Source organism: Pseudomonas sp. GW822-FHT06B12, assembly GCF_058799675.1.
In genome coordinates this window covers 1-985 of record NZ_JBXALR010000026.1, presented here as the reverse complement: position 1 = coordinate 985, position 985 = coordinate 1, and the positions used below count along the sequence as shown (strand labels likewise).

1 pseudogene is annotated in these 985 nt (G+C 65.4%); it reads right to left on the bottom strand.

Annotation, left to right across the window (positions count from 1 at the left end):
- Positions 1-985: pseudogene (locus AC1RKH_RS28080) on the bottom strand (glycine dehydrogenase (aminomethyl-transferring)); the annotation flags it as partial.

Here is a 985-nt window from a genome sequence, read left to right as displayed (position 1 = left end):
GATTTCACGCCAATCGGGCCGACGCCCGGGCCGCCACCGCCGTGCGGGATGCAGAAGGTTTTGTGCAGGTTCAGGTGCGACACGTCGCCGCCGAACTTGCCCGGTGCGCAGAGGCCGACCATCGCATTCATGTTGGCGCCGTCGATGTACACCTGGCCGCCGTGGTCATGAATGATCCCGCAGATTTCGCGGATGCCTTCTTCGAACACGCCGTGGGTCGACGGGTAGGTGATCATCAGCGCGGCGAGGTGCTCGCGGTGCTCGATGGCTTTGGCGCGCAGGTCTTCGATGTCGACGTTGCCGCGGGCATCGCACGCGGTCACGACCACGCGCATGCCGGCCATGTTGGCGGTGGCCGGGTTGGTGCCATGGGCCGACGACGGGATCAGGCAGATGTCGCGGCGCTCTTCGCCACGGCTCTGGTGATAGGCACGAATCGCCAGCAGGCCGGCGTATTCGCCTTGGGAGCCGGCGTTCGGTTGCAGCGAGATCGCGTCGTAACCGGTGGCGGCGCAGAGCATCGCTTCCAGTTCATCGGTCAGTTGCTGGTAGCCGGCGCTTTGCTCGGCCGGGGCGAACGGGTGCAGGGCGCCGAATTCGGCCCAGGTCACCGGGATCATTTCACTGGCGGCGTTGAGTTTCATGGTGCACGAACCCAGCGGGATCATGGTGCGATCCAGTGCCAGGTCCTTGTCGGCGAGCTTGCGCAGGTAGCGCATCAGCTCGGTTTCCGAGTGATAACGGTTGAACACCGGGTGACTGAGAATCGCCGACTGGCGTACCAGTTCAGCCGGGATGCGGCTTTCGACGCTGGCGGCCAGTGCCGCGAAGTCCGGCAGGGCTTTGCCGTCGGCCAGCAGGCTCCACAGGGTCTCGATGTCGGCCTGGCTGGTGGTTTCGTCGAGGGACAGACCCAGACGCTCGCCATCGACGACACGCAGGTTGATGCGCTGAGCACGAGCCTTGTCGTGCAGAGCGGCGGTGT